16 protein-coding genes and 1 rRNA gene are annotated in these 23,774 nt (G+C 56.4%); 13 read left to right on the top strand and 4 right to left on the bottom strand.

The annotated features are described in order from the left end of the window. The 4 genes from rrf to P349_RS04130 all read left to right on the top strand — a co-directional run. A 5S ribosomal RNA gene (rrf, locus tag P349_RS27075) occupies positions 1-78 on the top strand; the annotation flags it as partial. A 124-nt stretch (positions 79-202) separates the two neighbouring features. Then, the gene (gene murB, locus P349_RS04120) at positions 203-1,231 is read left to right on the top strand and encodes a UDP-N-acetylmuramate dehydrogenase (RefSeq protein WP_032648206.1); all 1,029 of its coding nucleotides are present in this window, start codon (positions 203-205) and stop codon (positions 1,229-1,231) included. Beyond that, complete coding sequence (gene birA / locus P349_RS04125; RefSeq protein ID WP_032648208.1) at positions 1,228-2,190, top strand: bifunctional biotin--[acetyl-CoA-carboxylase] ligase/biotin operon repressor BirA; 963 nt, start codon at positions 1,228-1,230, stop codon at positions 2,188-2,190. Before murB ends, birA begins: the two co-directional genes overlap by 4 nt. A 16-nt stretch (positions 2,191-2,206) precedes the next feature. After that, a complete protein-coding gene (locus P349_RS04130) occupies positions 2,207-3,199 on the top strand; it encodes a glycosyl hydrolase family 8 (RefSeq protein WP_032648210.1) in 993 nt (330 codons plus the stop codon). A gap of 48 nt (positions 3,200-3,247) precedes the next feature. On the opposite strand, the gene bcsG is transcribed toward P349_RS04130, so the two are convergent. Genes bcsG through bcsE form a run of 3 tightly spaced genes read right to left on the bottom strand, consistent with a single transcriptional unit; the run spans position 3,248 to position 6,673 of the window. Next, on the bottom strand, positions 3,248-4,927 hold the full coding sequence (gene bcsG / locus P349_RS04135; RefSeq protein WP_024908821.1) for a cellulose biosynthesis protein BcsG: 1,680 nt from the start codon (positions 4,925-4,927) through the stop codon (positions 3,248-3,250). Then, positions 4,920-5,117 (bottom strand): cellulose biosynthesis protein BcsF, encoded by a 198-nt coding sequence (gene bcsF / locus P349_RS04140; protein WP_024908822.1) that lies wholly within the window; start codon positions 5,115-5,117, stop codon positions 4,920-4,922. Before bcsF ends, bcsG begins: the two co-directional genes overlap by 8 nt. Continuing rightward, positions 5,111-6,673 carry a cellulose biosynthesis c-di-GMP-binding protein BcsE gene (bcsE, locus tag P349_RS04145; protein WP_032648212.1) on the bottom strand — a complete coding sequence of 521 codons (1,563 nt, stop codon included), beginning with the start codon at positions 6,671-6,673 and terminating at the stop codon, positions 5,111-5,113. Before bcsE ends, bcsF begins: the two co-directional genes overlap by 7 nt. 175 nt (positions 6,674-6,848) lie before the next feature. On the opposite strand from bcsE, the gene bcsR reads away from it, so the two are divergent. From bcsR to P349_RS04190, 9 genes are all read left to right on the top strand, one after another. Next, on the top strand, positions 6,849-7,037 hold the full coding sequence (gene bcsR / locus P349_RS04150) for a cellulose biosynthesis protein BcsR (RefSeq protein WP_024908824.1): 189 nt from the start codon (positions 6,849-6,851) through the stop codon (positions 7,035-7,037). A gap of 11 nt (positions 7,038-7,048) precedes the next feature. After that, the gene (gene bcsQ, locus P349_RS04155; RefSeq protein WP_032648214.1) at positions 7,049-7,801 is read left to right on the top strand and encodes a cellulose biosynthesis protein BcsQ; all 753 of its coding nucleotides are present in this window, start codon (positions 7,049-7,051) and stop codon (positions 7,799-7,801) included. Next, on the top strand, positions 7,798-10,413 hold the full coding sequence (bcsA, locus tag P349_RS04160; protein WP_032648216.1) for a UDP-forming cellulose synthase catalytic subunit: 2,616 nt from the start codon (positions 7,798-7,800) through the stop codon (positions 10,411-10,413). Before bcsQ ends, bcsA begins: the two co-directional genes overlap by 4 nt. A gap of 10 nt (positions 10,414-10,423) precedes the next feature. After that, complete coding sequence (bcsB, locus tag P349_RS04165; RefSeq protein WP_024908827.1) at positions 10,424-12,844, top strand: cellulose biosynthesis cyclic di-GMP-binding regulatory protein BcsB; 2,421 nt, start codon at positions 10,424-10,426, stop codon at positions 12,842-12,844. 6 nt (positions 12,845-12,850) lie between these two features. Continuing rightward, the gene (bcsZ, locus tag P349_RS04170) at positions 12,851-13,957 is read left to right on the top strand and encodes a cellulose synthase complex periplasmic endoglucanase BcsZ (RefSeq protein ID WP_032648219.1); all 1,107 of its coding nucleotides are present in this window, start codon (positions 12,851-12,853) and stop codon (positions 13,955-13,957) included. Beyond that, the gene (bcsC, locus tag P349_RS04175; protein WP_032648221.1) at positions 13,939-17,421 is read left to right on the top strand and encodes a cellulose synthase complex outer membrane protein BcsC; all 3,483 of its coding nucleotides are present in this window, start codon (positions 13,939-13,941) and stop codon (positions 17,419-17,421) included. The genes bcsZ and bcsC overlap by 19 nt, the downstream gene beginning before the upstream one ends. Positions 17,422-17,540: 119 nt before the next feature. Further along, a complete protein-coding gene (hmsP, locus tag P349_RS04180; protein WP_024908830.1) occupies positions 17,541-19,547 on the top strand; it encodes a biofilm formation regulator HmsP in 2,007 nt (668 codons plus the stop codon). A 159-nt stretch (positions 19,548-19,706) separates the two neighbouring features. After that, positions 19,707-20,993, top strand: a complete 1,287-nt coding sequence (locus tag P349_RS04185; RefSeq protein WP_023333768.1) for a dicarboxylate/amino acid:cation symporter — start codon at positions 19,707-19,709, stop codon at positions 20,991-20,993. A gap of 227 nt (positions 20,994-21,220) precedes the next feature. Continuing rightward, a complete protein-coding gene (locus tag P349_RS04190) occupies positions 21,221-22,714 on the top strand; it encodes a M16 family metallopeptidase (RefSeq protein ID WP_024908831.1) in 1,494 nt (497 codons plus the stop codon). Between the two features lie 61 nt (positions 22,715-22,775). Here the strand turns inward: P349_RS04190 and P349_RS04195 are convergent, their stop codons facing one another. Then, entirely contained in the window at positions 22,776-23,705 is a 930-nt protein-coding gene (locus P349_RS04195; protein ID WP_032648223.1) for a sugar kinase, read from the bottom strand. Positions 23,706-23,774: the final 69 nt, after the last annotated feature.

Here is a 23,774-nt window from a genome sequence, read left to right as displayed (position 1 = left end):
GCCGAACTCAGAAGTGAAACGCCGTAGCGCCGATGGTAGTGTGGGGTCTCCCCATGTGAGAGTAGGGAACTGCCAGGCATCAAACAAGTGAAGAGGCCATCCGAAAGGATGGCCTTTTTGCGTTTATACGCTGCACAAACTGATCCCCCATCACCCTGCTTATACGGTAAACTACCTGCGTTTTTGCATCAGGATAGCGTCTATGAACCACTCCCTTAAGCCCTGGAATACCTTTGGCATTCAACGCAATGCTAATCAAATTGTACGTGCCGATACTGCACAGCAACTGCTGGATGCATGGCAAAACGCGACAGAAAATAACGAACCCGTACTGATTCTGGGCGAAGGAAGTAATGTCCTGTTTCTCGATGATTTTGCGGGAACGGTGATCGTTAACCGCATCATGGGAATTGATGTGGAAGAGCGTGCCGACAGCTGGCATGTGCACGTGGGTGCCGGAGAAAACTGGCATCATCTGGTGCAATTTACCCTCGAAAAAGGGATGCCGGGACTGGAAAACCTTGCGCTTATTCCAGGCTGCGCCGGATCGTCTCCTATTCAAAACATCGGCGCCTACGGCATCGAACTGAAACATGTTTGTGAATATGTCGACTGCATCGAACTGGCGACCGGAACGGCTAAGCGTTTAACGGCAGAACAGTGCCGTTTCGGCTATCGTGACAGTATCTTCAAACATGAATATCAGGATCGCTACGTGATTGTCGCCGTGGGCCTGCGCCTGTCGAAGAACTGGCAGCCGGTGTTGACCTACGGGGATTTAACGCGTCTCGATCCGGCGACCGTTACCGCCCGCGACGTTTTTGACTCGGTTTGCCATATGCGGATGACCAAGCTTCCCGATCCAAAAGTAAACGGAAATGCAGGAAGTTTCTTCAAAAACCCGGTTATCAGCAGCGAAAATGCAAAAGTCTTTCTTGAAGGATGGCCAGCGGCGCCACATTACCCTCAGGCGGACGGCAGCGTGAAGCTGGCCGCGGGCTGGCTTATCGATCAATGCCAGCTAAAAGGCACTTCAGTCGGCGGGGCAGCCGTTCACCAACAGCAGGCCCTGGTGCTGATTAACCAGCGCGATGCGACCAGCGACGATGTGGTACAGCTGGCTCACTACGTTCGCCAGCGTGTCGGCGAAAAATTTAACGTCTGGCTGGAGCCAGAAGTCCGCTTCATTGGTCGCACAGGTGAAGTCAACGCTGTGGAGACTATCGCATGAAGGACAATACGGTCCCGTTAACCCTGATTGGTATCCTGGCGGATGGTGAATTCCATTCCGGCGAGCAGCTGGGTGAACAGCTGGGCATGAGCCGCGCCGCCATTAACAAGCATATCCAGACGCTCCGTGACTGGGGTGTTGATGTATTTACGGTTCCCGGAAAAGGCTACAGCCTGCCGGAGCCGATTCAATTGCTGAATGAAGAAGCGATCCGCAGCCAGATTGGACACGGCAATGTTGCGGTGCTGCCGGTGATTGATTCGACGAACCAGTACCTTCTGGATCGTCTGCCTGAGCTAAAATCAGGCGATGCCTGCGTTGCTGAATATCAACAGGCTGGTCGCGGCCGTCGCGGTCGCAAATGGTTTTCGCCATTTGGCGCTAACCTCTATCTGTCCATGTACTGGCGACTCGATCAGGGCCCGGCCGCTGCCATTGGCCTGAGTCTGGTCATCGGCATCGTCATGGCGGAAGTGCTGCACGATCTGGGGGCGGATAAAGTGCGTGTTAAATGGCCTAATGACCTCTACCTCAACGATCGTAAACTTGCCGGGATTCTGGTCGAACTTACGGGAAAAACGGGCGATGCGGCGCAAATCGTCATTGGCGCAGGTCTCAATATGGTGATGCGCAATGTCCAAAATGATGTGGTGAATCAGGCCTGGACTAACCTCCAGGAGGCGGGGATCGTCATCGATCGTAACACCCTTGCCGTACGTATGATTAAAGAGCTGCGCAGCTCGCTCACGCTTTTTGAGCAGGAAGGGCTGGCACCGTTCCTGTCTCGTTGGGAAAAGTTGGATAACTTCATCAACCGCCCGGTGAAATTGCTGATCGGTGATAAAGAGATCTACGGGACTTCCCGCGGTATTGACGCTCAGGGCGCGCTGCTTCTGGAACAGGATGGCGTGATCAAACCCTGGATGGGCGGTGAGATTTCCCTGCGGAGTGCCGAATAACCGGATGGAGTGAATGATGCGAAAACCCGTCTGCGCGACGCTGGCCGTCATGATGAGTCTGCTGTTCTCACCCCTCTCTCAGGCGGGTCAGGCCTGGGAGAGTTACAAGGCGCGCTTTTTCAAACCGGAAGGCCGCATTGTCGATACCGGCAATGGCGGCGTGTCGCATACGGAAGGTCAGGGCTTTGCCATGCTGATGGCAGTGGCCAACGACGATAAAGCCACGTTCGATAAGCTCTGGCAATGGACAAACCGTGAGCTGAAGAACAAAGAGAACGGACTGTTTTACTGGCGCTATAACCCCGCAGAGTCCAACCCGATCGCCGACAAAAACAACGCTGCCGATGGCGATGTGCTGATTGCCTGGGCGCTGCTTAAAGCCGATGCCCGCTGGCATGACAAACGCTACAGCGCCGCATCGGATGCTATTACAAAAGCGCTGGTCGCCCATAGCGTCATCCGCTATGCGGGTTACCGCGTGATGCTGCCCGGCGTCCAGGGATTTAAGCTTGACGGTGAAGTGGTTCTTAATCCTTCCTATTTTGTGTTTCCGGCCTGGCAGACCTTCGCCGGACGCAGTCATTTGCCGGTCTGGCGCGATTTGATTAAGGACGGGGAACGCCTGCTGGGGAAAATGGGCTCGGGTAAAGCGAACTTGCCCACTGACTGGGTTTCACTGACATCAGGTGGCAAGCTGGCTCCCGCTAAAGGCTGGCCGCCGCGAATGAGCTATGACGCGATTCGTATTCCGCTGTACGTTGCCTGGTCTGATAAACAAAGCCCTCTACTGACACCGTGGAAGGCCTGGTTCGGTCAGTTCTCCCGGGAACAAACGCCCGCCTGGGTTGACGTGACGACTAACGAATATGCGCCCTACATGATGGAAGGTGGTCTGCTGGCGGTTAGGGATTTAACGATGGGACAGTCTTCCGGAGAACCCGAAATCACGTCTAAGGACGACTACTATTCGGCAAGTCTGAAAATGCTGGTGTGGATTTCAGCGCAATAATAACGCACCGACTATCCCCTCTCCCCGATGGGGAGAGGGGTAAATCAGTTACTGTGGATACGGTACCCAATCCCCGCCGTTCAGGCGAACGTACGGTTTGTTCTGATACTGAATCACTACCGCGTTGGCGTTCTCCGAGACTTCTGCCGTTTGTGGCAGTTTGCTGGTGAGCTGGTCCCAGTTCACGCTATCTTCCACAAAGAGTTTCCCGTCAACGGCGCGGGCAACCAGTTCTGAGATTGCCAGATAGCTGGTTGGCTGCGTAATCTCTATTGGTGCGCCCTGATGCGGTGCCTTCATACCAAAGAATTTAATGCCTGCAGGTACGTTGGTAATCGACGGGCTTGGGATATCACGCAGACCTGACACCTGCATTCTGTCACCTTTCAGCGCACCACCGTGCTCAGGCACCACAACCACCATCACTTTACGGCCTGATTTTTCCAGCTCCGTGAAGAACGCGTCCAGCTCGTCGAAGAACTTCTGCGCACGCACTTTATAATCTGCCGTTTTGCTCACGCCCGGGAAATGGTTGCCGTCATGGAGCGGCAGGGTATTAAAGAACGTCGCGCTGCGTGGATTACTGTCTTTTTCGATGGTCTGCAGCCAGCGTTGCAGGACGGCGGTATCGTCATAGACGGGCGAGCCGTCGAAGCCCAGCAGAGAGACAGGAAGACCGGTTTGGTCCATCAGCGGTGACTGCATGCCACCCTGTTCGCGCACCTCTTTCAGGAAGTTACCGAACTGGCCGTTATGTCCCAGCATCAGGTGCTGCGTAAAGCCCAGCTTGGCGAGGTTATCGAACAGATAACACTGGTTGCCGGCGGGTTGATACAAGTTTTTATGCGATGTCTGACCGCAGCTTGCACGCAGCAGGCGGATCGCCGCCGGGCCGCTGTAAGAGGTGGCAGAGTTGAAATCTTTAAACTGAATGTCGAAATGTGACCACAGCGGATGAGACATCAAACCTGCAGCGTCCACGTCTGCCCAGGAGAGAGAGCAGATGTTGATCACCAGCAGTTCAAACGGCTGAGCATCCGCCGGCAGCGCATCCGGGAATTTCGTCTGTCGCTTGTCTTCCGCGGTATAGAAACTGGAGAGCCAGGCGTTCAGGTTGGTTGAGGTCGGCGGTGCTGTCTGGGTTGGGATATCACCCACCACTGGCGTATCGCCTGCCGTGGTGACGGTGGCCGCCGCGCTTCCCCCGGTGGTGGTCACCGTGGTGGTCGGTTGACCGGCAGGCCACAGCGAAAAGTTTGGCCCAGCCAGGGTCAGCACGTTAAGCCAGATCATAATCGCGACGACAAACACCGTGACGCGGATCCACTGTGACAGGAACAGCCAGGCAACCAGCAGCACAAATACCGCGCCTATCATCTGCCAGTTAATAAACCGCTCGGTCAGATCGAGGACATAGCTGGCGCTAAAGCCCGCCACCTGGGACCCCTGGCTCATAATGCTGTCCGGCCCCGGTAGCCAGGTATCATGCCAGAACAGCGCAAAGCCGACGGGGATGGCAACCCAGTGACGTAAGCGATGCAGCCTGATATTTGGCAGCGGCATCAGCAGGAAGGCCATAAACACGAGGTTGAGTAGAGGATGGAAATTCAGATAGCCTGCCCAAAGCAGACCAAACTTCACCAGAAAGTAGAAGTTCCAGCCGGAAAGGCCGCGCCAGTATTGCCAGAGCGGCGAGGGTGACGAAGCGGTATAGGTAGAATTAGTCATGTTTTCGGTCTGCCTTGACGTGTGATGCCCGTGTCAGTGTTCCGGCTGGTTTTACGTAGCGAGGTTTTATAAACAGCACTCTGGCCGTATCACGGATACGGCGTATGGAATGACGCGCATAGTAGCCAAGCGGGAAAAAGATCAGCGCACAGAATATAACCAGTTGAATAATATCGCTGATATTCATGATGATGCGTTCTCCGCGTTGTCTGTTAATAAGCGAAGGGGTTCCGGCACCCGACGCCAGACGTGTCCATCATGTCTGGCATTGAGGATCGGTTTGGCATCGCTCTTGATAGCGAGTGGCTTAACCCATTGTTCAGGCTGGAGCGCACGCATCTGCACCAGCTCCGCACTGATCGTATTATCTTCGAACCAAATCATACGGTTCGAGAAAATATCCCCGGTAGGCAGAGGGAAGATGTGGTTAAGCGCCGTATCGAGATCGTTTACCCGGCAGAAGGACAAAAACAGCACCAGGCGATTGTCGCCAATGGTCATGATGTCCCCTGTACGGTTTGGGCGGCATAAGGTAAGCGCCTGTTCAACACGGATACCCGGAACAGGGCGCAGGGCAACCATAACCCCTTTTCCGTCTGCAGGAAGAAGCGTATTGCTCATCATGTTGCCGACGGCGTCGCAGAAGGTATCCCATTTTTGGTAACCGCGCAGCTTCATCGGCTGCGTCATGGAGAGCAGCGTAGAAATGTCTTCCGGTACATGGCGGCTAAACTGCTGACCCTGAACGCTTTCGATAAGCGTCAGGCAGCGTGACAGCGGCGCGTTCCAGGGGATAACCATATTGGCGCCGCAACCCAGAAGCAGACGCTCATCGGTAGCGCGCAGGCTGGTATTGTTTTCGCGTACGATGATTTTTAACGCACTGCCGCGCTGGCGGCGTAAGGTGTGGATTTGCCTCGCCAGCGTCTCAATCTGGTTATTCTGCATCAGCGAGAAAATAATCGTTGCCGCCTGGGTTGTGCGCGCTTCATGGAAGAGGGCTTCGTTAGATTCAAACAGTGACCAGTTTTCCGACAGGGCAGGTGCTCCCTCTAAAACCGCGATATGGCTCAGAATGCGTTTTTCATCACTGCGCGGTTGCACCACGGTTTCTTCCTGCTGTGCCAGGTGCCACTTACCCTCGATTTGTTTCAGCGTAAGTTGTTGCCTGGCGCTCACGCCTTTTTCATTACACCAGAATGCAATATCGTAGAGATAGCTTCCCGCCTGGTCACGAACGCTTGCCAGACCGAACAGGGAGCGATATTCACCCATTAAAAGTGAGAATAGCTTGTCATTATTACTGCCGGGATTGACTATCAATAGCGTGCAATTTTGAAATTTTGCCCATTTATTGATTTTTTCCAGCCACGGCAGCAGTTTTTCAGAAGGGATATTTTGCAGGACGTTATTTGCGCATTTAAGGATCACTAAATAGTGATCCGGATCAATAGTGCACTGAACGTCGCGGGACAAAAAGTATAGACTATCGGCATCCGATGTCATGGAAAATAATCGCACAGTCTGAGGCCCGCAATCGTTTTCCAGCGTGATAATTTTCTTCGGATCTTCGCCCATGCTAATGACGGCCACGCGGGAATCCTTATCCTGGGCAGCAATTGTCTGGTTTACCAGACTGATAGCATCTTCATTTCGGTCCGTATTAATCCACCAGACTCCTCCGACTGGCATGTGGCTCAATTCGTCCCATAATGACTGGATGCCAATAGAAAATATGGAGTCCACGGTGTCCCTCTTTTCGTCTAATTTATCTGTATCTCAGTTTACTAGCGAAAGCGTAGAAATAAACCTAACATTGAAATTAAAGAACATCAGATTTAGCATGTAAATGAAATTTGTCAGGGCAGGAAGCCCCGCAACTTCTTTAGCGTGCGATTTTCCTCAAAGGGATGGAAAAAGAATGGATAATAACGAACCCGGAACCCCAGTCGATTCGACCCTGGGTTACACATTCCAAAACGATTTTCTGGCGCTGACGCAGGCCTTTTCTTTACCTGAAATAGATTACACCGATATTTCCCAGCGGGAACAGTTGGCCGCGGCTATTAAACGCTGGCCGTTATTAGCTGAATTCGCCCATCAACATTAAGGGAGCCATTGATGGCCATACTCGGATTACAGGGTGTCCGTGGCGGTGTGGGTACCACATCTGTTACCGCGGCGCTGGCGTGGTCATTACAGCTTTTAGGTGAATCGGTGCTGGTTATTGACGCCTGCGCCGATAATTTGCTGCGTATGTCGTTTAACGTCGATTTTACTCGCGAAGAGGGCTGGGCCCGGGCGCTGCTCGACGATAAAGACTGGCAGGATGCAGGGATGCGCTATACCTCCCAGCTCGATCTGCTGCCGTTTGGTCAACTGACCACCACGGAGCGCGAGAATGAAGCCGCGTATCAGCGTCTGTTTTCGCAGTTCACGCTGGCGCTGCAGACCCTGAAAGAAAAGGGGCACTACAAGTGGATCCTGCTGGATCTGCCGCACGGCGCCGGCACGCTGACCCGACAGCTTATTGCCCAGTGCGATCATGTGCTCTCGATCGTCAACGTCGATGCGAACTGCCATATCCGCCTGCATCAGCAGGGGCTACCTCAAAATGGCCATCTCCTGATTAACGATTTGCGCATTGGCAGTCAGATCCAGGACGATCTGTATCAGGTCTGGCTGCAGAGCCAGCGCCGCCTGCTTCCCATTGTCATCCATCGTGATGAGGGCATGGCGGAATGCCTTGCGTCGAAGCAACCGCTCGGCGAATACCGCAGCGATTCACTGGCGGCAGAAGAGATCCTGACGCTGGCTAACTGGTGTCTGCTGAACTTCGCCAACAGGGCGGAGCATGCAGGGAGTGATGTATGAGTCGTCTCGCCAGCTGGTTACTCATCCCACCGGTCAGTTCGCGTTTGAGCGAACATTACCGGCATTTTCGCCGTCACGGCGCGTCGGCATTCAGCGCCGCGCTCGGCTGTTTCTGGATGATTCTGGCCTGGATGTTTATTCCACTCGAACACCCGCGCTGGCAGCGCATACGTGCCCGGCACAGTGAATTGTATCCGCACATTAATCCTGACCGTCCGCGTCCACTGGATCCGGCGCGTTATCTCATTCAGGCCATCTGGCTGGTGGCGACCTCATCCCGCGCGGAGACAAAAACGCCGCACTGGCGCAGTTTCTCCCGCGTGCAGCAGCTACGTGAACGCTACCACCAGTGGCTGGATAAACTGCCCAACAGCGTCAGCGATAAGACCAGCCATCTGGATAACCATAAAGAGCTCGGGCATCTCCACCCGGGCTTGCGGCGTTTTATCCTCGGCGTAATCGTCGTGTTCTCGCTCATTCTGGCGCTGGTCTGTATTACGCAGCCTTTCAACCCTCTGGCGCAGTTCACCTTCCTGATCCTGCTGTGGGGCGTGGCGCTGCTGGTCCGCCGTATTCCGGGCCGCTTCTCGGCGCTGATGCTGATTGTGTTGTCGTTGACCGTCTCCTGTCGCTACATCTGGTGGCGTTATACCTCGACGCTGAACTGGGACGATCCGGTGAGTCTGGTGTGCGGCCTGGTGCTGCTGTTTGCTGAAACCTATGCCTGGATTGTGCTGGTGCTGGGCTATTTCCAGGTGATTTGGCCGCTCAACCGCCAGCCGGTTCCGCTGCCAAAGGACACCACCCAGTGGCCAACCGTCGATCTCTTCGTGCCGACCTACAACGAAGACCTGAGCGTGGTGAAGAACACCATCTATGCCGCGCTGGGCATCGACTGGCCGAAAGATAAGCTCAAGGTCTGGATTCTGGATGACGGCAACCGTCCGGCGTTCCGCCAGTTCGCAGAGGAGGTCGGCGTCGAGTACATCGCCCGTCCGACGCACGAACATGCTAAAGCCGGGAACATCAACAACGCGTTGAAGTATGCCACCGGGGAGTTTGTCTCGATCTTTGACTGCGACCACGTGCCGACGCGCTCGTTCCTGCAGATGACTATGGGCTGGTTCCTGAAGGAGAAAGAGCTGGCGATGATGCAGACGCCGCACCACTTCTTCTCGCCGGACCCGTTTGAACGTAACCTTGGCCGTTTCCGTAAAACCCCGAACGAAGGCACGCTGTTCTATGGCCTGGTGCAGGACGGAAACGATATGTGGGATGCCACCTTCTTCTGCGGCTCCTGTGCGGTTATCCGCCGTAAACCGCTGGATGAAATTGGTGGTATCGCCGTCGAAACGGTCACCGAAGATGCGCATACCTCGCTGCGCCTGCACCGTCGTGGCTATACCTCAGCCTATATGCGCATTCCGCAGGCTGCCGGTCTGGCAACGGAGTCACTGTCGGCGCACATTGGCCAGCGTATTCGCTGGGCGCGCGGGATGGTGCAGATTTTCCGTCTCGATAACCCCCTGATCGGGAAAGGGCTCAAGCTGGCGCAGCGTCTTTGCTACGTCAACGCCATGTTCCACTTCTTATCCGGTATTCCGCGGCTGATCTTCCTGACCGCGCCGCTGGCGTTCCTGCTCCTTCACGCTTATATCATCTACGCCCCGGCACTGATGATTGCGCTGTTTGTTCTGCCGCACATGATCCACGCGAGCCTGACGAACTCGAAGATACAGGGTAAATACCGCCACTCGTTCTGGAGTGAAATCTACGAAACGGTGCTGGCCTGGTACATCGCACCGCCGACAATGGTGGCGCTGATTAACCCGCACAAAGGGAAATTCAACGTCACCGCGAAAGGCGGCCTGGTGGAAGAGGAGTACGTCGACTGGGTGATCTCCCGTCCGTATATCTTCCTGGTACTGCTGAATATCGTTGGCGTCATCGCCGGTATCTGGCGTTACTTCTACGGCCCGGAAAACGAAATCCTGACCGTCTTCGTGAGTATGGCCTGGGTCTTCTACAACCTGATTATCCTCGGCGGCGCGGTGGCGGTATCGGTGGAAAGCAAGCAGGTTCGTCGCGCGCATCGCGTTGAAATCTGCATGCCTGCGGCGATCGCCCGTGAAGATGGCCATCTCTTCTCCTGTACCGTGCACGACTTCTCTGACGGCGGTCTGGGGATCAAAATCAACGGCCAGGCGAAGGTGCTGGAAGGGCAGAAAGTTAACCTGCTGCTTAAGCGCGGTCAGCAGGAGTATGTCTTCCCGACGCAGGTTGTTCGCGTGGCGGGCAATGAAGTCGGTCTGCAGCTCATGCCGTTGACCAAAAAGCAGCATATCGATTTTGTGCAATGTACGTTTGCCCGCGCGGATACGTGGGCTCTCTGGCAGGACAGCTTCCCGGAAGATAAACCACTGGAAAGCCTGCTGGATATTCTGAAGCTGGGGTTCCGTGGCTATCGTCACCTTGCAGAATTTGCCCCGTCGTCGGTGAAATTAATTTTCCGGTCACTTACTTCGCTGGTTTCCTGGGTCGTGTCGTTCATTCCTCGTCGTCCTGAGCGGGATGAGGCGAAGCAGGCGGACCCGGTTATGGCTCAACAATGATGATAACGCGATGAAAACAAAACTTTCCTGGTTATGTGCAGTGGCAATGGGGATGAATGTCCTCCCCGCAACAATGGCTAACGCCGCTCCTGGTAATGCAGCGGCAACGCCTGCGCCAACGGTACCTGTCGTCGCGCAAGCAACCGATCCGGTTGTCACCGCGGCACCGGGTCAAACAGAAAACATCATGCCGAACCAGCCAACGGAGGGGAACACCCTGCCGGCAGACGGTCAGGTCATCGGACAGGTGATGCCGGGCGTCCGGGGGGCGAATGCGCCCGTCGTCGCGGACAATGCGCCGTCACGGGACGTGAAGCTGACCTTCGCGCAAATTGCGCCGCCTCCGGGCAGCATGGTGCTGCGCGGTATCAACCCTAACGGCGGCATTGAATTTGGCATGCGCAGCGATGAGGTCGTCTCTAATGCGGTGCTGAACCTTGAGTACACCCCGTCACCGTCGCTGCTGCCGACCCAGTCTCAGCTGAAGGTCTATCTGAATGATGAGCTGATGGACGTTCTGCCGGTCACCAAAGAGCAGCTGGGCAAGAAAACCCAGGCTCAGGTGCCGATTAACCCGCTGTTCATCACCGACTTCAACCGTATCCGTCTGGAATTTGTCGGTCACTACCGCGATGTCTGCGAAAACCCGGCCAGCAACACGCTGTGGATGGACGTCGGACGTAACTCCTCGCTGCAGCTGACCTACCAGTCGCTGGCGTTGAAAAACGATCTCTCAGCCTTCCCGGTTCCGTTCTTCGATCCGCGTGATAACCGTCCGCTCACGTTGCCGATGGTGTTTGCCTCTTCCCCGGACGTGACCGAGCAGCTGGCGGCCACCATCGTGGCGTCCTGGTTTGGTTCACGCGCGGGCTGGCGCGGCCAGAGCTTCCCGGCGATGTATGACAAGCTGCCGGACAGAAATGCCATTGTGTTTGCGACCAACGCGAAACGCCCGGCCTTCCTGCGCGATCATCCGGACGTCAAAGCGCCGACCGTTGAGATGATAAGCCATCCGGAAAACCCGTACGTGAAGCTGCTGGTGGTCTTTGGTCGTGATGATAAAGATCTGGTGCAGGCAGCAAAAGCGATTGCCCAGGGCAACGTCCTGTTCCGCGGCAACAGCGTGGTGATAGATGAGGTCAAGCCGCTGCTGGCGCGTAAACCGTATGATGCGCCAAACTGGGTGCGTACCGACCGTGCGGTAACCTTTGGCGAGCTGAAAACCTATGAAGAACAGCTGCAGGCGACGGGGCTTGAGCCAGCGCCGATTAGCCTGTCGCTGAATCTGCCGCCGGATCTGTACCTGCTACGTACCAACGGCATTGATATCAATCTGAACTACCGCTATACCGCGCCAGCCACCAAAGACAGCTCGCGCATGGATATCAGCCTCAACAACCAGTTCCTGCAATCCTTCAGCCTGCAAAGCACGCAGGATACTAACCGCCTGATGCTTCGCCTGCCGGTGCTGCAGGGGCTGCTGGACGGTAAAACGGATGTTTCCATTCCGGCACTGAAGCTGGGTGCGATAAACCAGCTGCGCTTTGACTTCCAGTACATGAACCCGATGCCTGGCGGCTCGGCGGAAAACTGCATCACCTTCCAGCCGGTTCAGAACCACGTGGTGATTGGCGATGAATCGACCATCGACTTCTCGAAGTACTATCACTTCCTGGCGATGCCTGACCTGCGCGCGTTTGCTAACGCGGGCTTCCCGTTCAGCCGCATGGCCGATCTCTCTGAGTCCATTGTGGTGATGCCAAAAGCGCCAAACGAAGGGCAGGTCACGACTCTGCTGGACACCATGGCGACCGTTGGGGGACAAACAGGATTACCGGCGATTAACGTCACGTTGACGGACGATGGCAGCCAGATTCAGAACAAAGACGCTGACATCATGGTGATCGGTACCATTCCGGATAAGCTAAAGGATGACAAGCGTATCGATCTGCTGGTGAAAGCGGCCCAGTCCTGGGTTAACACGCCGCTGCGCCAGACCGAGTTCCCGAGCATTATGCCGGATGTGAACGACCGTCAGGCCAGCGCGCAGACGACGGTAACGTCTCAGGGGGCGATGGCCGCGGTGGTGGGCTTCCAGTCCCCATACAACGAACAGCGCAGCGTGGTGGCTCTCCTTGCGGACAGCCCGCGCGGGTATGAGCTCCTCAATACGGCCATGAACGACAGCGGTAAACGTGCCGCGATGTTTGGTTCCGTGTCGGTGATCCGTGAGTCCGGCGTCAATAGCCTGCGCGTGGGCGATGTGTACTACGTGGGCCATCTGCCGTGGTTTGAACGCCTGTGGTATGCGCTGGCCAACCATCCGGTGCTGCTCGCCATCCTGGCTGCGGTCAGCGTGGTCTTGCTGGCATGGGTGCTGTGGCGTCTGCTGCGTATCATCAGCCGTCGTCGTCTGAACCCGGATGAGTAAGATGTAATGAAAGCCTTTCGCTGGTGTGCATTAGCAGCGGTGATGCTGGCGGCGCTTCCTCTTCGCGCCGCCTGTACCTGGCCTGCCTGGGAGCAGTTTAAAAAGGACTACATCAGTGAGGGCGGGCGTGTCATTGATCCCAGTGACACGCGCAAAATAACGACCTCGGAAGGGCAAAGCTACGCCCTGTTCTTTGCCCTGGCGGCGAACGATCGCAACGCGTTTGACCAGCTGCTGACGTGGACGCGCGATAATCTTGCCAGCGGCGATCTCAACGACCATCTGCCTGCCTGGCTATGGGGTCAGAAGGATAAAGAAACGTGGGCGGTGATTGATACCAACTCCGCCTCTGACGCCGATGTCTGGATCGCCTGGTCACTGCTCGAAGCGGGTCGGCTGTGGAAACATCCGGACTATACCCGCACGGGTAAAGCGTTGCTGAAACGCATTGTCAGCGAGGAAGTGGTGAAAGTGCCGGGGCTCGGCGCAATGCTGCTTCCCGGTAAAGTCGGTTTTGCCGATGAACAGGTCTGGCGCTTTAACCCCAGTTATCTTCCTCCGCAGTTAGCGAGTTATTTCACGCGCTTTGGTTCCCCGTGGACCCAGCTTCGTGAAACCAATCTGCGCCTGCTGCTGGAGAGTGCGCCGAAAGGCTTTTCGCCGGACTGGGTGCAGTATCAGAAAAACAAAGGCTGGCGGTTACAGCAGGATAAATCGCTGGTGGGCGGCTACGACGCCATCCGCGTGTATCTCTGGGTGGGTATGATGAGTGACAACGATCCTCAGAAAGCCCGGCTGCTGACGCGCTTCCAGCCGATGGCGGCAAAGACCATGAAACGGGGTGTGCCGCCGGAGAAAGTGGATGTGGCGACGGGGAAACGCACCGGGAATGGTCCGGTCGGGTTCTCTGCCGCCATGCTGCCGTTTTTACAACAGCGTGATGCCCAGGCGGTTCAGCGCCAGCGCGTTGCGGACCATTTTCCCGATAACAATGCCTATTACAGCTACGTGCTGACTCTCTTTGGGCAAGGATGGGATCAGCATCGTTTTCGCTTCACCGCAAAAGGTGAATTAATACCGGATTGGGGCCAGGAATGCGCAAGTTCACAGTAAATTTACTCACTTTATCGCTTGGCCTGGCACTGATGCCGCTGGCTGAAGCCGCCAACTCTCCGCAGCAGAAACAGCTGCTGGAACAGGTTCGGCTGGGCGAATCGACACAGCGTGAGGATTTGGTTCGTCAGTCGCTTTATCGTCTAGAGCTGATTGACCCGAACAACCCTGACGTCATTGCCGCACGCTTTCGCTACCTGCTGCGCCAGGGCGATAACGCCGGTGCGCAAAAAGAGCTGGATCGTCTGAAAGGGATCGCGCCGGGCTCGAGTGCGTACCAGTCATCACGCAACACGATGCTGCTTTCTACCCCGGATGGCCGCCAGCAGCTCCAGCAGGCGCGATTACTCGCCACCACGGGACACACGCAGGAGGCGATTGCCGCCTATGACAAGCTGTTTGACGGCAACCCGCCGGGCGGCGACGTGGCCACGGAATACTGGAACGTCGTGGCGAAAGACCCTGCTCGCCGAAATGCAGCCATTAACCAGCTCAAGAAAATAAACAGCAGCAGCCCCGGAAATACGCAGCTGCAGGCGACGCTGTCCCAGCTTTTGTTCCAGAGCGGACGCCGTGATGAAGGCTTTGCGATATTGCAGGAGATGGCCAAATCCACCAATGGCCGTAACCAGGCGTCTGATATGTGGTATGACCAAATCAAAGGTCAGCCTGCCAGCAGCGCCAGCGTCAGCGCGCTGCAAAAATACCTGAGCGTATTCAGCGACGGGGATAGCGTCGCGGCGGCGCGTGCCCAGCTTGAAGCGCAGCAAAAACAGCTCGCTGACCCGGCGTTCCGCGCGAAAGCGGAAGGGCTGGCGGCGGTGGATGCCGGGCAGGGGAGTAAGGCGGTGGCGGAGCTGCAAAAAGCCGTCAGCGCCAACCATGCCGACAGTGAGGCGGTGGGCGCCCTTGGACAGGCGTATTCCCAGAAGGGCGACCGCGCCCGCGCGGTGGCACAGTTTGAAAAGGCGATTGCCCTCGATCCCCAGAGCGATAACCGGGGTAAATGGGACAGTCTTCTGAAGGTTAACCGTTACTGGCTGCTGATTCAGCAGGGTGACGCGGCGCTGAAGGCGAATAACCCGGCGCAGGCGGAGCGTTACTATCAGCAGGCACGCGGTATCGACAATGCCGACAGCTATGCCGTGCTGGGGCTGGGCGACGCCGCCGTGGCGCGTAAAGATAACGACGCGGCGGAACGTTATTATCGCCAGGCGCTGCGTATGGACAGCGGCAACAGCAATGCGGTTCGCGGGCTGGCCAATATTTACCGCGCGCAGTCGCCGGAGAAGGCTTCGCAGTTTATCCAGTCTCTCTCCGCCAGCCAGCGCCGGAGCATAGACGATATTGAACGTAGCCTGACCAACGAGCAGCTCTCCACTCAGGCCGAACAGCTGGAAAATCAGGGGAAATACGCTCAGGCGGCAGAGATCCAGCGTCGTCGTCTGGCGCTCTCTCCCGGCGATGTGTGGATAACCTATCGTCTTTCGCGCGATCTCTACAGCGCGGGTCAGCGCAGCCAGGCGGATACCCTGATGCGTCAGCTTGCCAGCCAGAAACCGTCCGATCCGGATCAGGTGTACGCCAACGGGCTCTATCTTTCCGGAAACGATCAGGACCGCGCCGCGCTGGCGCATCTGGACACGCTGCCGCGCAGTCAGTGGAACGGCAATATTCAGGAACTTGCCGATCGCCTGCAAAGCAACCAGGTGCTGGAAACCGCCAACCGTCTGCGCGACAGCGGCAAAGAGCAGGATGCAGAGAATCTTCTTCGCCAGCAGCCGACCTCCACCCGTATCGACCTCACGCTGGCGGACTGGGCACAGCAGCGTGGCGATCTGGACTCGGCGAAAACGACGTACAATGCCGTCCTGCAGCGTGAACCGCAGAACGAAGACGCAATCCTCGGCCTGACCGAGATTTACAGCGCGCAGGGTAACAAAGATGCCGCGCGCGCAGAGCTGGCGAAACTGCCCGCCGCGCAAAACGGCCAGCCGCTGTCGCTCAATATGCAGCGCCGCATCGCGATGGCGCAGGCAGGCCTGGGCGATTCCGCTGCCGCAGAACAGACCTTCAACAAAATCATTCCGCAGGCTAAATCGCAGCCCGGCTCCATGGAAAACGCGCTGGTGCTGCGTGATGCCGCGCGTTTCCAGGCGCAGAACGGCCAGCCTCAGCAGGCGCTGGAAACCTATAAAGATGCGATGGTGTCGTCCGGCATCACGACGACCCGTCCGACCGACAACGACAGCTTCACTCGTCTGACGCGTAACGATGAAAAGGACGACTGGCTGAAGCGCGGCGTGCGCAGTGATGCCGGTGACCTGTATCGTCAGCAGGATGTTAACGTCACGCTGCAGCACGACTACTGGGGCTCCAGCGGCACGGGCGGCTATTCCGACTTGAAAGCGCATACCACCATGCTACAGGTGGATGCCCCGCTCTCTGACGGGCGTATGTTCTTCAGAAGCGATCTGGTCAACATGGACGCCGGTTCATTTGATAACAATAACGGGACTTACGATCCTAAATGGGGGACCTGCTACGAAACACCGTGTAGCGGCAATACCCATCAGTCCGACAATGGCGCAAGCGTTGCCGTCGGCTGGCAGAATAAAACCTGGGCGATGGATATTGGTACCACCCCAATGGGCTTTGACGTCGTCGACGTGGTGGGCGGCATCAGCTATAGCAGCGACCTGGGGCCTGTCGGCTATACCGTTAACGCCCATCGCCGCCCAATCTCCAGCTCTCTGCTGGCCTTTGCCGGACAAAAAGATACCAACACCGGCACCACCTGGGGCGGCGTACGTGCCACCGGTGGCGGCGTGAGCGTGAGCTATGACAAAGGAGAAGCGAACGGCGTCTGGTCCAGCCTGAACGCGGAAACGCTGACGGGTAAAAATGTGGAGGATAACTGGCGCGTCCGCTGGATGACGGGTTACTACTACAAGCTCATTAATAAAAACAATGAGCGCCTGACGGTCGGCGTCTCCAACATGCTCTGGCACTACGACAAAGACCTGAGCGGTTATACCCTGGGTCAGGGCGGCTACTACAGCCCGCAGGAGTATGTCTCCTTTGCGCTGCCGGTGACCTGGCGTAAACGCACGGAGAACTGGTCCTGGGAGCTGGGTGGCTCGGTGTCCTGGTCTCACTCCAAAACCAAAGACGAGCTGCGCTACCCGATTCAGAATCTGATCCCGACCGATGAGCCAGACCGCTATACCGACCGGGGCGCGATGGAAACCGGCAGCAGCTCCTCAGGCACGGGTTATACCGCGCGGGCCATTATCGAACGCCGCGTCACGTCCAACTGGTTTGTGGGCATGGGCGTGGATATTCAGGAAGCGAAAGACTATACCCCAAGCCACGCGCTGATCTATGTGCGCTACTCTGCTGCAGGCTGGCAGGGCGATATGGACTTACCGCCGCAGCCGCTTGTCCCTTACGCGGACTGGTAATCGGATTTTCCTTAATCCATTTGTAAGTCTCTCTTAATAGCGCGGCAATCGGGTATACTCAGGCGCGCCAGGTTTACACCCTGGCGCGCCCTGCGCTTCGAGTTTTGTGGAGAGTCATTTTGCGTGTCAGCCGTTCCTTAACAATCAAACAGATGGCGATGGTTTCTGCCGTCACCATGCTGTTTGTCCTGCTTTTCTGCGTAATTCTGCTGTTTCATTCCGTACAGCAGAATCGCTATAACACGGCTTCGCAGTTAGAAAGTATTGCCCGCTCGGTGCGCGGCCCGCTCTCCGCCTCGATTCTGAAAGGGGATATTCCCGAAGCGGAAACCATTTTAAAACGCATTCAGCCTGCCGGCGTCGTTAGCCGCGCCGACGTCGTCTTGCCTAACCAGTTTCAGGCGCTGCGGATGAGCTTTATCCCGGAGCGTCCCGTCCCGATGATGGTGATGCGCCTGTTTGAACTGCCGGTGCAAATTTCGCTGCCCGTTTATTCACTCGAACGCCCTGCCAACCCGCAGCCGCTGGCCTACCTGGTATTACAGGCGGACTCCTACCGCATGTATAAATTCGTCATGAGCTGGGTGGTTACGTTAGTGACCACTTGCTTACTTATGACGCTTATTCTCAGCGTGGCGCTCACCTGGTGTATTAACCGGCTGATTGTTCATCCGCTGCGCCGTATCGCCCGCGAGCTGAATACGCTTGCGCCGCAGGATCAGATGGGGCATCAGCTTGAGCTACCGCGTCTGCACCATGACGATGAAATAGGTATGCTGGTGCGCAGCTACAACCTCAACCAGCAGCGCATCCAGCGTCAGCAGGATGAGTTAAACAGCAGCGCCACGCGCTTCCCGGTGTCGGAGCTTCCCAATAAAGCCTTCCTGATGGCGATGCTGGAGCAAACCGTTGAGCGCCAGCAAACCACGGCGCTGATGGTTATCGCCTGTGAAACGCTGCAGGACACGGCTGGCGTGCTCAAGGAGAGCCAGCGCGAAATGCTGCTGCTCACCCTGGTGGAAAAGATCAAATCTGTCCTTGCCCCGCGCATGGTGCTGACCCAGGTCAGCGGTTACGATCTGGTGGTGATTGCCAATGGCGTAAAAGAGCCCTGGCATGCAATCACATTAGGTCAGCAAGTACTTACTGTCATTAATGAGCGATTGCCCATTCAGGGTATCCAGCTTCGCCCGAGCGCCAGCATCGGTATCGCCATGTACTACGGTGATTTAACGGCGGAACAGCTTTATCGTCGCGCCTTCTCGGCGGCGTTTACTGCCCGGCGCAAAGGGAAAAATCAGATCCAGTTCTTCGACCCGGAGCAGATGGAAAAGGCGCAGCAGCGCCTGACGGAAGAAAGCGACATCCTGACCGCCCTGGATAACCGCCAGTTTGCCCTCTGGCTACAGCCGCAGGTGAATTTGCTGACGGGAGAAGTGAAAAGCGCCGAGGCTCTGCTGCGTCTGCAGCAGCCGGATGGTTCATGGGAACTGCCGGAAGGGCTGATTGAGCGCATTGAGTCCTGCGGCCTGATGGTTACCGTCGGCTACTGGGTGCTGGAGGAGTCCTGCCGTCAGCTTGCGGCCTGGCAGGAGCGCGGCGTGACGCTGCCGCTGTCGGTCAACTTGTCTGCCCTGCAGCTTATGCACCCGACCATGGTTTCAGAGATGCTTGAGCTGATCCATCGTTACCGCATCAAGCCAGATACGTTGACCCTGGAAGTGACGGAGAGCCGACGTATTGACGACCCCAATGAGGCGGTCGCGATCCTGAAGCCGCTGCGTAATGCCGGTATTCGCATTGCACTGGACGATTTTGGCATGGGATACGCCGGGCTGCGCCAGCTTCAGCACATGAAAACCCTTCCGGTAGATGTGCTCAAAATTGACAAAGCGTTTGTCGACGGTCTGCCGGACGACAGCAGCATGGTGCAGGCGATTATCCAGATGGCGCGCAGTCTCAACCTGCACCTTATTGCCGAGGGGATTGAAACCGACGCGCAACGCGCCTGGCTGGCAGAGGCGGGTGTGGAGAGCGGGCAAGGCTTCCTTTTTGCCCCTGCTGTTCCTTCGGATGTCTTTGAACAACGATACCTTTCTGGTGCTGACGACCCCGCAAAAGTGTAACTTTGTTGCTGGCTTGTGCGAGCCAGCTCAAAGTTCTTAACATTTGTGTTTCAAATTTGAACTGAGTTTATTTCTGTCCTGTTATGTGGGTGTTATTTTAAAGCCGCAGGTTAACCATAACCTTACAAAGCCTGTGGTTTTTCTTCCCAAGGACACCTTATGAAAACCTCACTCTTCAAAAGTCTTTATTTCCAGGTCCTGACAGCCATCGCCATCGGTATTCTGCTGGGTCACTATTACCCTGAACTGGGCGCGCAAATGAAACCGCTTGGCGACGCGTTCGTTAAGCTCATCAAAATGGTCATCGCGCCGGTGATCTTCTGTACGGTAGTCACGGGCATCGCTGGCATGGAAAGCATGAAGGCGGTCGGTCGTACCGGTGCAGTGGCGCTTCTTTATTTCGAAGTGGTCAGTACCCTGGCGCTGATTATTGGTCTGATCATCGTCAACGTGGTGCAGCCAGGCGCGGGGATGAACGTAGACCCCTCAACGCTGGATGCCAAAGCGGTCGCGGTGTATGCCGAGCAGGCGAAGGATCAGGGGGTGGTGGCCTTCCTGCTGGACGTCATCCCTGGCAGCGTCATTGGCGCGTTCGCCAGCGGAAACATCCTCCAGGTTCTGCTGTTCGCCGTGTTGTTTGGTTTTGCCTTGCACCGTCTGGGCAGCAAAGGCCAGCTTATCTTTAATGTGATCGAAAGCTTCTCGCAGGTCATTTTCGGCATCATCAATATGATCATGCGCCTGGCACCCATCGGTGCCTTCGGTGCGATGGCCTTCACCATCGGTAAATATGGCGTCGGCACGCTGGTGCAGCTGGGTCAGCTGATTATCTGCTTCTATATTACCTGTATCCTTTTCGTGGTGGTGGTGCTGGGCTCCATCGCCCGCGCGACAGGTTTCAACATCTTCAAATTTATCCGTTACATTCGTGAAGAACTGCTGATTGTTCTGGGGACCTCCTCTTCAGAATCGGCGCTGCCGCGTATGCTCGACAAGATGGAGAAACTCGGGTGTCGTAAATCGGTGGTCGGGCTGGTGATCCCGACGGGCTACTCCTTCAACCTGGACGGCACCTCGATATACCTGACGATGGCGGCCGTATTTATCGCTCAGGCGACCAACAGCCATATGGATATTTTCCATCAGATTACCCTGCTGGTGGTGCTACTGCTCTCCTCTAAAGGCGCGGCAGGCGTAACGGGCAGCGGCTTTATCGTGCTGGCAGCCACCATTTCTGCTGTGGGTCACCTGCCGGTGGCGGGTCTGGCGTTGATTCTGGGTATTGACCGCTTCATGTCTGAGGCCCGTGCGTTAACCAACCTGGTGGGTAACGGCGTGGCAACGGTGGTGGTGGCGAAATGGGTGAAAGAGCTGGATCACAAAAAGCTCGACGATACTCTGAATAATCGTTCAACTGACAGCAAAAATCCTGGCTTATCCTCTTAAACTTGTCACAAATGCCCGTATTCCCTTGTGGGGATGCGGGCTCCTGCGCATAATAACTGTTCATACCTGTCATAATTCGACAAGATTTTTTTTGGGTATATTTCACTTCGGACCGTGACGTTTTGCCGAACGCGCGGTCTAATCGACGTGTTTTCATCGTCATCTTTAAGAGTGAAGCGCGTCGCGAGGCACTCTTTTTTAACCAGGAATGTTGATCAGGGGTTCACATGCAGGGCACAAAAATTCGACTCTTAACCGGCGGTTTGCTGATGATGGCAGCAGCCAGTTATGTGCAGGCAGATGCGCTCCAGCCAGACCCGGCCTGGCAACAAGGGACATTAGCGAACGGTTTTCAATGGCAGGTCTTAGCCACGCCGCAACGTCCCAGCGATCGTATTGAAATCCGTCTGTCTGTTAATACCGGTTCCCTCACGGAAAGCACCCAGCAAACCGGTTTCAGCCACTTTATTCCCCGGCTGGCGCTCACGCAGAGCGGCAGCCTGCAAGCGGTTCAGGTGCGTTCACTCTGGCAGCAGGCCATCGATCCGAAACGCCCACTTCCCCCGGCTGTTGTCTCGTATGACTACACCATGTTTAACCTGAGCCTGCCAAACAACCGTAACGACTTGCTTAAAGAAGCGCTCACGTATCTCTCCGATGCCTCTGGCAATCTGGCGATCACGCCGGACACCGTCAACTATGCGTTGAGTAACAGCGACATGGTGGCAACCTGGCCTGGGGATACCAAAGAGGGCTGGTGGCGTTACCGCCTGAAGGGCTCAACGTTACTGGGACATGACCCGGCCGAACCGCTGAAACAGCCGGTGGACGCCGAACAGGTGAAATCGTTCTACCAGAAGTGGTACACCCCGGACGCGATGACGCTGATCGTGGTGGGTAACGTGGACAGCCGCGCGGTGGTGGAGCAGATCAACAAAGCGTTTGGCGATCTGAAAGGCAAGCGTGAAACGCCAGCCCCTGTCCCGACGCTCTCTCCGCTGCGTGCAGAGCCTGTCAGCATTATGACGGACACCGTGCGTCAGGATCGCCTCTCCGTCATGTGGGATAACGCCTGGCAGCCCATCCGTGAATCTGCGGCGATGTTACGCTACTGGCGTGCCGATCTGGCACGTGAAGCGCTGTTCTGGCACGTCCAGCAGACGCTGAGTAAGAACAACGTGAAGAATATTGGTCTTGGCTTTGACTGCCGCGTGCTGTTCCAGCGTGCACAATGTGCCATCAACGTTGAATCACCGGGCGATAAGCTAAATGCCAATCTGGGTGTGGTCGCGAAAGAGCTGGCAAAAGTGCGTAAAGAGGGGCTTTCCGAAGAGGAATTCAACGCTCTCGTGGCGCAGAAAAAACTCGAGCTGCAGAAGCTGTTTGCGACCTACGCTCGCGCCGATACCGACATTCTGATCAGCCAGCGTATTCGTTCCCTGCAGAATCAGGTGGTGGACATTGCGCCGGAACAGTATCAGAAGCTTCGTCAGGACTTCCTGAACGGTCTGACCGTCGATATGCTCAATCAGGACCTCCGTCAGCAACTGTCGCAGGAGATGGCGTTGATCCTTCTGCAACCGAAGGGCGAGCCGGAATATGACATGAAGGAACTTCAGACGACCTGGGATGCCATTATGGCTACCGCGCCGCAGCCAGCGCAGGCCGCCACGGCGGATGATTTACATCCGGACGCGACGGATATCCCGCAAGGGCAGTAATGCTAACATTCCCTCTCCCTGTGGGAGAGGGTTAGGGTGAGGGCATCAGCCCGCACCCTACTTAAACAGGCATCGCCTCGCGCGGAATAATCGCCCCGCGATACTGAACCACCGTGCTGGCCGTCAGGTGCCCACGCTGTGCCGCCGCTTCCGGCGTTCCACCCGTCAGGCGTACCGCCAGATAGCCCGCGCTGAATGAATCACCCGCCGCCGTGGTATCAATCACTTTCTCTTTGGCAAGCGTCACTGCCGGAACGTCAACCAGCGCTTCACCCGCCACCGCGACCAGGCACGAATCCGCACCGCGCTTAATCACCACTTCGCTCACGCCTGCCGCCTGCGTGCGCGCAATTACGTCCTCTACCGGTTTTTCACCCCACAGGGCGTCTTCATCGTCGAGCGTCAGGAAGGCGATGTCGGTGCACTGCAGCATCTGCTGATAGACCTGCTGCGTCTCTTCGCGGCTGGCCCACAGGCGCGGGCGGTAGTTGTTATCGAAAATAACCTTACCGCCGTTGGCACGGCATTCGCGCAGCAGCGAGAGCAGCTTGTCTCGGCTGGCGGGGCTTAAAATCGCCAGGCTAATGCCGCTCAGATAGAGATAGTCAAAAGTCGCCAGCTCTTCGCAGATGGCCGCGGCCGCGTCGCTCTCCAGCCAGAATTTGGCTGCGGCTTCGTTACGCCAGTAATAAAACGTGCGTTCGCCTGTACTGTCGGTTTCGATGTAATAAAGCCCCGGGAGGCGATTTTCCATACGCTGAATCAGCGACGTTTCAACATGTTCACTCTGCCAGGCCTCCAGCATTTGCTGGCTGAAGCTGTCCGTACCCAGGGCGGTAACGTAGTTCACGGTGAGCGCCTCAGGCGCGACCTGACGGGCAATATAAACGGATGTGTTTAACGTATCGCCACCAAATCCGCGGCTGACTTCCGCGCCTTTTTGTGACAGCTCAATCATGCATTCGCCAATCACGGCAATTTTTTTGGACATAGTCGTGAACCTGAACAGAAGAATTATCAGCAGTGTGTGCTGAGTGAATTAACCGGTCAACTATATTAA

The organism is Enterobacter sp. DC4 (assembly GCF_000568095.1).
In the GTDB taxonomy this organism is placed as follows: Bacteria; Pseudomonadota; Gammaproteobacteria; order Enterobacterales; family Enterobacteriaceae; genus Enterobacter; species Enterobacter pseudoroggenkampii.
The sequence above is the reverse complement of the archived record's forward strand: the minus strand, read 5'-3'. Positions and strand labels throughout refer to the sequence as shown.